This window comes from Methylobacterium sp. B1 (assembly GCF_000333255.1).
Taxonomy (GTDB): Bacteria; Pseudomonadota; Alphaproteobacteria; order Rhizobiales; family Beijerinckiaceae; genus Methylobacterium; species Methylobacterium fujisawaense.
This window is the reverse complement of sequence record NZ_BACT01000825.1, coordinates 1-7077: the sequence shown is the minus strand read 5'-3', so window position 1 is coordinate 7077 and position 7077 is coordinate 1. Positions and strand designations below refer to the sequence as shown.

9 protein-coding genes and 1 pseudogene are annotated in these 7077 nt (G+C 71.3%); 4 read left to right on the top strand and 6 right to left on the bottom strand.

What is annotated here, in order from left to right:
• The first annotated feature begins 36 nt into the window (after positions 1-36).
• On the top strand, positions 37-636 hold the full coding sequence (locus I53_RS23735) for a PAS domain-containing protein (RefSeq protein WP_043355345.1): 600 nt from the start codon (positions 37-39) through the stop codon (positions 634-636).
• A gap of 230 nt (positions 637-866) precedes the next feature.
• Positions 867-1508 (top strand): PilZ domain-containing protein, encoded by a 642-nt coding sequence (locus I53_RS23730; protein ID WP_043355343.1) that lies wholly within the window; start codon positions 867-869, stop codon positions 1506-1508.
• Positions 1509-1535: 27 nt separating this feature from the next.
• Here the strand turns inward: I53_RS23730 and I53_RS23725 are convergent, their stop codons facing one another.
• Together I53_RS23725 and I53_RS23720 are read right to left on the bottom strand one after the other, a co-directional pair.
• Positions 1536-2117 carry an SCO family protein gene (locus I53_RS23725; RefSeq protein ID WP_043355341.1) on the bottom strand — a complete coding sequence of 194 codons (582 nt, stop codon included), beginning with the start codon at positions 2115-2117 and terminating at the stop codon, positions 1536-1538.
• Between the two features lie 105 nt (positions 2118-2222).
• Positions 2223-2726: a PRC-barrel domain-containing protein gene (locus tag I53_RS23720; protein WP_043355339.1), complete on the bottom strand. Its 504-nt coding sequence runs from the start codon at positions 2724-2726 to the stop codon at positions 2223-2225.
• Positions 2727-2904: 178 nt separating this feature from the next.
• On the opposite strand from I53_RS23720, the gene I53_RS23715 reads away from it, so the two are divergent.
• Both I53_RS23715 and I53_RS23710 read left to right on the top strand, forming a co-directional pair.
• On the top strand, positions 2905-3375 hold the full coding sequence (locus I53_RS23715; RefSeq protein WP_043355337.1) for a tRNA (cytidine(34)-2'-O)-methyltransferase: 471 nt from the start codon (positions 2905-2907) through the stop codon (positions 3373-3375).
• 594 nt (positions 3376-3969) lie between these two features.
• On the top strand, positions 3970-4326 hold the full coding sequence (locus tag I53_RS23710) for a hypothetical protein (protein WP_043355336.1): 357 nt from the start codon (positions 3970-3972) through the stop codon (positions 4324-4326).
• On the opposite strand, the gene I53_RS23705 is transcribed toward I53_RS23710, so the two are convergent.
• From I53_RS23705 to I53_RS35445, 4 genes and pseudogenes are all read right to left on the bottom strand, one after another.
• The gene (locus tag I53_RS23705) at positions 4320-5318 is read right to left on the bottom strand and encodes a lytic transglycosylase domain-containing protein (protein WP_043355334.1); all 999 of its coding nucleotides are present in this window, start codon (positions 5316-5318) and stop codon (positions 4320-4322) included. The two genes, I53_RS23710 and I53_RS23705, sit on opposite strands and share 7 nt — an antisense overlap.
• Positions 5319-5324: 6 nt before the next feature.
• Positions 5325-6236, bottom strand: coding sequence for a CsgG/HfaB family protein (locus I53_RS23700; protein ID WP_043355347.1), 912 nt, complete (start codon positions 6234-6236; stop codon positions 5325-5327).
• 116 nt (positions 6237-6352) lie between these two features.
• Positions 6353-6850 (bottom strand): curli assembly protein CsgF, encoded by a 498-nt coding sequence (locus tag I53_RS23695; RefSeq protein WP_043355333.1) that lies wholly within the window; start codon positions 6848-6850, stop codon positions 6353-6355.
• A 4-nt stretch (positions 6851-6854) separates the two neighbouring features.
• Positions 6855-7077: pseudogene (locus I53_RS35445) on the bottom strand (hypothetical protein); the annotation flags it as partial.

Genomic DNA, 7077 nt, shown 5'->3' with positions numbered 1-7077 from the left:
GGGGATGACCCACAGGCGTTGAGAATCGGGACCCCGATGAAACATCCCACCAGCCGCATGCTCCACGCCTACTGGAAGCGCCTGCGCGGAGAGCGGGTTGCTCCGGAGCGCGCCGAGATCGAGCGGGGCGAGATCCGGCACCTTTTCGCCGACAGCCTGATTTTGGAACTCGACATGCTCGCCCGTTCCGCGACGATCCGGCTCGCAGGGACGCGGGTCTGCGCCCTGTATGGCCGTGAGCTGAAGGGTGAGCCCTTCGCCCGGCTCTGGGGCTCCCGGGCGCCGGATCCCTGGCGGATCGTCGAGATCGTCGCCAGCGACACGCTCGGCGTCGTGGCGGGCCTGCGCGGCACGAATGCGGCCGGCGAGGCGGCGGACCTCGAACTCCTGCTCCTGCCCCTGCGCCACCGCGGCCGGACCCAGGTCCGCGCCCTCGGCACCCTGAGCCTCGACGGTGCGCCGCACTGGCTCGGCCTGCGCCCGCTGATGGAAGCCGAGACAACCTCCCTGCGCATCCTGCCCAGCCGCCGTCCCGAGGCGGGGCCGCCCGCCCGCACCGCCGTGCGCACGAGCGCCACCTATCCCGGACCGGTGCGCCACGGCCACCTCCTCGTCCACGCCGGCGGACGCGCCTGAGGATTGTATTCATTCAAAGATTCACTGGGATGACGCTCGCTGCCACGAGCGGATCCGCGCGGGAATCCGAGAACACCGTCACGGCGAAAGTCGATCGCGCCCGTCGAGGCAACGTCCGATAGTGAATGCTTCTACAGGGCCGAAACACGCAGAAGCAGGAAAAAAGGGTTTCGTAACAGTCCGAGCTTAGTCTGTACCGGCCTTTATCTCGGCGTAGGACCTATCTCGGAATGATCGCGGTCGCGGCCACCGCCGGAACAGATCGACGCGGGGCGCCCCCCGAGCCGGCGCGCGGTGCGGCCGACCAGCGCCGGCACCAGCGCGTGCGGGTCGCCGTGCTCGGCCGCTACATGCTGGCCGATCGTCGGGAGTACCCCTGCCAGACGGTGGACATGTCGCCGGGCGGCGTGCGGCTGACCTGCGCGGTGCAGGGCGAAGTCGGCGAACGCGTGGTGCTCTACCTGGAGCATATCGGCCGGATCGAAGGCGTGATCGCCCGCCCCTGCGCGGACGGCTTTGCGGTCCAGCTCAACGCCACACCGCGCAAGCGGGACAAGCTCGCCTCCCAGCTCACCTGGCTGGCCAACCGAGAGATGCTGGGGCTGCCGGAGGGGCGCTCGCACGAGCGTCTCGTCCCGACCAACACGGCCGTGATCCTGCGCGTCGAGAGCGGCCGCGAGATCAGGGCACGCCTCATCGACATCTCGATGTCGGGCGTGGCGATCTCCTGCCCGGTGCCGCTGCCTCTCGGCGCCGCCGTCACGGTGGGCAGCACGCCGGGGCGGCTGGTCCGCTATTTCGAGGGCGGCTTCGGCGTGCAGTTCCTGCTGCCCCTCTCCCCCGACCGCTTCCATGCCGGGATGACGCTGTAGCGCGTCCCCGGCCGGACCACCCCGCGCTCAGATCTTCCTGGCGAGCTGCGCAGCGACCTCGTCGGCCGGCCGGGTCAGGTCGAGGGCGCCGAGGAAGTGGTTCTGCGCGTCCATGATGTACACCAGGGCGGTATGCTCCATCGTGTAGTCGCCGTCCTTGGCCGGCACCTTGCGGGCATAGGCCCGGTACGCCTTCTCGGTGGCGGTGACCTGCTCGGGGGTCCCGGTGAGGCCGGTGATGCGCGGATCGAAACTCGACAGGTAGGTCTTCAGGCTCGCCGGATCGTCCCGCTCGGGATCCACCGTGATGAAGGCGACCCGCATCGCCTGGCCCTTCGGCCCGAGGGCGGCCAGCACGGCGGAGATCTGCTGCAGGGTGGTCGGGCAGACATCCGGGCAGTGGGTGAAGCCGAAGAACACGAGATGGGTGGCCCCGGCGAAATCGCGCTCGGTGACGGTGCGTCCGTCCTGGTTCACGAGGGTGAACGGGCCGCCGACGCCGGGTACGCCCACCGGCGCCTTGTCGGGCAGGAACGCGAACACCGCCGCCCCGGTGAGGCCCACGAGGCCGAGGCAGAAGGCGAGAAGCGGGACGAGGGCGCGGCGCATGGGACGGGTTCCGACCTCCGGGGGAGGCCGGCACAGCACACAACGGCGCGCGGAGGCAAGCCGGCGCGGTGCCGCCGGCCGCCCGGCCCCGCGCCGTCGGCGCGGTCAGGGCTTCTGCGCCGGCTCCCCCGCGGGGCTCGCCGGAGCGGCGCCCTTCGGCGGCTCCTTGCCGAGATAGACGTATTCCGGCGCCGCCCGGAGCTGGTCCTTGGTCGTGTCGATCCGTGCCTGAAGGGTCTTGCCGTCGGTGCGGTCGAGCTTGAGCACGGACGGGTCGACCGCGACGTATTTCGAGCCGATCCCCAGGAAGCCGCCGACCCCGATGATCCAGGCCTTCACGGCGCCCTTCTGGTCGAGGACGAAATCGGCGATCTGCCCGATCGTCTCGTTGGCGCCGTTGACGACGCTGGAGCCGATCAGCTTGCTGGCGACCATGTCGTCGGGGGTCTGAGCCACGAAGGTCGGGCGCAGGTTGTCGGCCATGGTGGCGGGTGCGCCGGGAACCGGGGTCGCGGCGCTGCCGCCGTCCGGCTTGGTGCCGTCGGTCTGCGCCGAGGCGGTGGCGAGGCCGGCCAGCAGGAGGGCCGAGGCGAGGAGCGGGGTGCGCATCGGAGCAGGTCTTTCAGACGGAGGCCGAACATGGGGTGGCGCCGCCTCAAGGTTCTGGCGGGGCTTAAGTTCCGCCCGGTCTCGGCGTCGGCGGGGGCCGCCGCAGCGGTTTGCCGGCTGTGCGTCGTCGGCGCGGGCCTTTGACGGCGCGGGCCCCACCCCGCACAAGGCGGGCGCCATGCTCCGCCTCGCCCTCTACCAGCCCGACATTCCCCAGAACACCGGCACGATGCTGCGCATGGCCGCCTGCCTGGGGCTCGCGGTGGAGATCGTGGAACCCGCGGGCTTCGATGTCTCCGACCGGCACCTGCGCCGCTCCGGGCTCGACTACCTCGACCACGTGGCGATCACGCGGCACCGCTCCTTCGCGGCCTTCGCGGCGTGGCGGGCCGAGGCCGGGATCCGGCTCGTCCTCGCAACCACGGCGGGCGCCCTACCCTACACGGACTTCGCCTTCCGCCCGGACGATTGCGTGATGATGGGACGCGAATCCGCCGGCGTACCGGAGGCGGTGCACGCGGCGGCCGATGCCCGGATCGTGGTGCCGATCCGGCCAGGCCTGCGCTCGCTCAACGTCGCGGTTGCGGCCGCGATGATCGCCGGCGAGGCCCTGCGGCAGGTGGGCGGGCCATCGCGGGCGGGCGTCTAGAATCTGAACGCGGCCTGATTGGCTGCGCGCACGGCTGCGTTCGACCCGATACCGTCACTCAGCGGACTGTGACGCCATCCCTTAGGCGGACCGTGCGGGCTGCGCGGGGCCGTCGGCAGAGTGATCCGCCCCCCGTGAAGGGGCAGTCCTTTTGGCGCTGCAGCTTGCCGCGCTCCGGGGGATCGCCTTGAGCGGCCCTCACCGACATCCCACCGGATCGCTGTGCCATTGCCGATCAGGCCCGTCCCGCAGGCATCGGTCGGACGAGGGGGCGCCTGCGCCAGGTGCCGCCGCTTGCAGGCCACCAGGAGCCGGCCGTCTCGCCGACATGACTTGCGGATGTGGAGATGGCCCCCTCGGCGACGTGGCGCGGCGGTCCGCCGAGCGCCGGTCGATGGTGCGAAACGGGGCGGCGAAGTCGCGCGGGCCTCGGCCGCGCGCCCGACCGGCGGCCGCGGCCCAGATCTGGCCTCTGGAGTTCGAGCGAAATCAGAATTTCGGAACTGGCAGGATAGGTGAATGTTCTGATAGACGCTGAATAATGTAGTTTCAGGCCGACGCGGCGACTCGCCTGCACGGCCGTGAGGTTCATCCATGTCCGGATTTGCACTGCGGACGATTGTGTTCGCCGCCGCCGCCGCGGGGAGCATCACCGCCGCTGCGGCGCAGGGCGCGCCGGTGCCGAACGTGAACGACTGCACCTTCATCCGCGACCCGACGGCCCTCCGGGACTGCATCGAACTCTACGAGGGGCAGCGCCTCGCGCCCGGCCCGCGACCGGCTGCGTTTCAGCGGGCGCCGGTGATCGACCGGTCCCTGCTTGAGGCGGCAGGCCCAATCCCGGCGGCGGGGGCATCACGGCGCGGGAAGCGGCGCAGGCTTCGGCAGAGCCGCCAGCCGACCACGCCCGCCCAGGCGGTCCGGATCGAGCAGCTCGCGCCCCCTCAATAGACCGCCTGGACGAGGCAGGTGCGGCCTTCGCCGTTCAGGACCGCGCAGAGGGCCTGCTCGGAGCGCGGCTGCGGGCTCCGTGCCGACGGGCGCTGGGACCTCGTCCTGGCGGAGCGCGCCGTCGACGGCACGGGCCCGTCGCGCAAGACCGGCTCGGTCCCCAGCAGGGACGCAGGACGCAGGAGCGGGTCGGCGCGGCCGGCCCAGGCAGAGCCGAGACTGCGCGGGGCGAGGAAGGCCAGCGCCGTCCCCGGCAGGGACCGGCCGCTCTGCAGGGCCCACTCCTCCAGGGGGCGGCCCGTGATGCGGATCACGTAGTCGCGCGTCTCGGCGGGCATGCCCGAACGGCCGTCGAGCCATCCGCGCACGCGCTGAGGGCCGGCATTGTACGCGGCGGCCGCCAAACCGAGATTGCCGAAGCGCGCGCGGTGCTCGCGCAGGAGTTCGGCGGATTTCGGAATCGCCTCCACGGGATCGAACGGGTTTCGCAGGCCGCGCTCGGCGGCGGTCCCGGGCATGAACTGGGCGATTCCCTGTGCGCCGACCGGACTGACCGCATAGGGATTGAGGCCGCTCTCCTGACGCAGAAGGCGCAGGAAGAAGTCGGGCGGCAGGTCGTTGGCCGCGGCCGCGGTCGCGATCAGCCGGTCCAGGTCGCCATCACCCCGCGAGAACAGCAACGACGCGGCATCGATCGGCTGGAACGCGCCCGATNCCAGGACCAGAAGGTCGGCCATGGCCGGACTGATCGCCGGACTGATCGCCGGCCACCGGACCAGGCTGGCCACCGGCCCAATCGGCGGCGGCGCACTTTGCGCGAAGGGTGTGAGGTCGGCCGCATCCGGCGCCATCGGGGCACGCGCGGTGCTCGATGCCCGGGGCGCGATGATCGGGGTCAGGGCGGCGGCCAGCACGAGACAGAGGGCGAGCGGCCCCCGCACGCCCCTGCGGCGGTGGCCGAACCGGAGCGGGCGTGCGACGGGCTCCAGCATGGCGGTTCAGGACTTGACCACCACGGGCCCCACCGGCCCCACCGGCGCCTCTGCGGCCGGAACCTCGAGCGGCGTCGGCTTGTCGCGGGCGAGGTACGCGTCGACCAAGCGCGTCCCGAGCACCGGGTCCCGGAAGCGCCAGAGCTTCTTGCGCGTGCCTTCCATGATCGTCGCGTAGACGGCGAGGTCGATCGCCTCGCGGACGGCCATCTGGGTCGGCTCGTTGCGGGTCACGCCCGCCTCGACCTGCAGCAGCTTGGCCACCGCCACGTAGCGGTACGCGTTGGCGTTGAGGGCGACCGAGTAGATCGTCTTCGTCACCGTGACGCTGTTGAGCACCTCGCCGCTCTGCACGGAGACGATGCGCATCGCCACCGTCACCTCGTCGCGCCGGTATTTGGTGTCGCCGCCGATGCCCAGAAGGTTGGCGCCGGCGCCGCCCGTGACGGTGTTGGCATCGTAGCCGATGATGCCGCCCTCCACGATCAGGCCGGCGAACCGGATCGGCGGCAGCGGCTTGGCCTCCACGCCCTCGAATTCCTGGCGCGTGGCCCGGATGAGCTGCCGCTCCTGCAGCAGATTGGCGAGACCGGTGCGCTCCACCACCGAGAACCACTGGCCGCGGCCGGCGCGCCGCAGGGCGTCGACCACGAAGGCGCCCCCGCCCTGCGTGACCGCGCGGGAATATTCCGCGATGTTGTCGTTCGGCTTGTTCTGACCGGTGAGGTCCGGGAAGCTGTAGATCGCGATGTCGACCCGGCGAGTCGGCGGCGGCAGCGTCTCCAGATTGAGGTCGGTGGGCGACGGCGGCGTCACCACCGGGGCCTGGGCAAGCAGCTCCCGCTCCCAGGGGGCGCAGGCGGCGAGGCCCGCACACAGGATGACGGCGCCGACCAGGCTGTTCAGAAGGCTACGCACGGGCAACGCCGTCTCCGTTCCGGTCCGCACGCCGGTCCGCCGCGTCCGCTCGCGCGGCACAGGTCGGCGAAGCCGGCCGCCAAGGATGATCGGTTTCCATCGTCCTGCGCCCGGCTTCAGGGCGCGCCCGAGAGCGGCGTCGTGGCGATCGCGCTGCCGCCGGCCGCCGCCGTCGCCGGGACGACGATGGTGGTGGTCGACTGGCCGTCGAAGATCTGGAGCTGGATGTTGGTCCCCAGACGCTGGAACGTGACCTGGGATCCGCCGAAGCTGTAGCTGCCACTCTGCTGGGCGTTCTCGCCGAAGAGGGCCTGGGTGATCTGGTTCGCCAGCGAGCTGTAGATCTGCGTCTGCAACTGCTGGGCGAAAATCTGACCGGGGGTCTTGGTGTTGGCGTTGCTCTGGGCCGCCGAGAACAGCTGCTGGTCGCGCTGGGCGGACCGTTGCGCGTCGTTCTGGGCGGCGGCCTCGGCCTGCAGCCAGGCGCCGTTCAGGGGGCTTCCCCCGAAGGACGGGTTGATCGGCTGGTAGACGAGGCTGCTGGCCTGCGCCTCTACGCCCGCAAGGAGAGCCGTGCCGCAGACGAGCGGCCCGAGGAGACGGGACAAGCGCATGGGGTTACCTCCGGGTGACCGAGACGTTGGCGCCGTTGCCGACTTGCGTGATGCTGATCGGCAGGGCGTTGTTGCCCTGCTGCTGCGCCGAGATGGCGTTGTTGTCGCCGCGGACCGTGATCGTCGCGGCCGCGCCGCTGCCGTCCTGCCGGGTGCCGACNGTGTTGGAATCGCCGAAGACCGAGACTGTCGACTGATTGTAGGAGCCTGTCTGCTGCTGCGTCACC

Coding starts and splice junctions, on each gene's coding strand:
- I53_RS23735 (WP_043355345.1), top strand. CDS start 37: ATGAAACATCCCACCAGCCGCATGCTCCACGCCTACTGGAAGCGCCTG.
- I53_RS23730 (WP_043355343.1), top strand. CDS start 867: ATGATCGCGGTCGCGGCCACCGCCGGAACAGATCGACGCGGGGCGCCC.
- I53_RS23725 (WP_043355341.1), bottom strand. CDS start 2,117: ATGCGCCGCGCCCTCGTCCCGCTTCTCGCCTTCTGCCTCGGCCTCGTG.
- I53_RS23720 (WP_043355339.1), bottom strand. CDS start 2,726: ATGCGCACCCCGCTCCTCGCCTCGGCCCTCCTGCTGGCCGGCCTCGCC.
- I53_RS23715 (WP_043355337.1), top strand. CDS start 2,905: ATGCTCCGCCTCGCCCTCTACCAGCCCGACATTCCCCAGAACACCGGC.
- I53_RS23710 (WP_043355336.1), top strand. CDS start 3,970: ATGTCCGGATTTGCACTGCGGACGATTGTGTTCGCCGCCGCCGCCGCG.
- I53_RS23695 (WP_043355333.1), bottom strand. CDS start 6,850: ATGCGCTTGTCCCGTCTCCTCGGGCCGCTCGTCTGCGGCACGGCTCTC.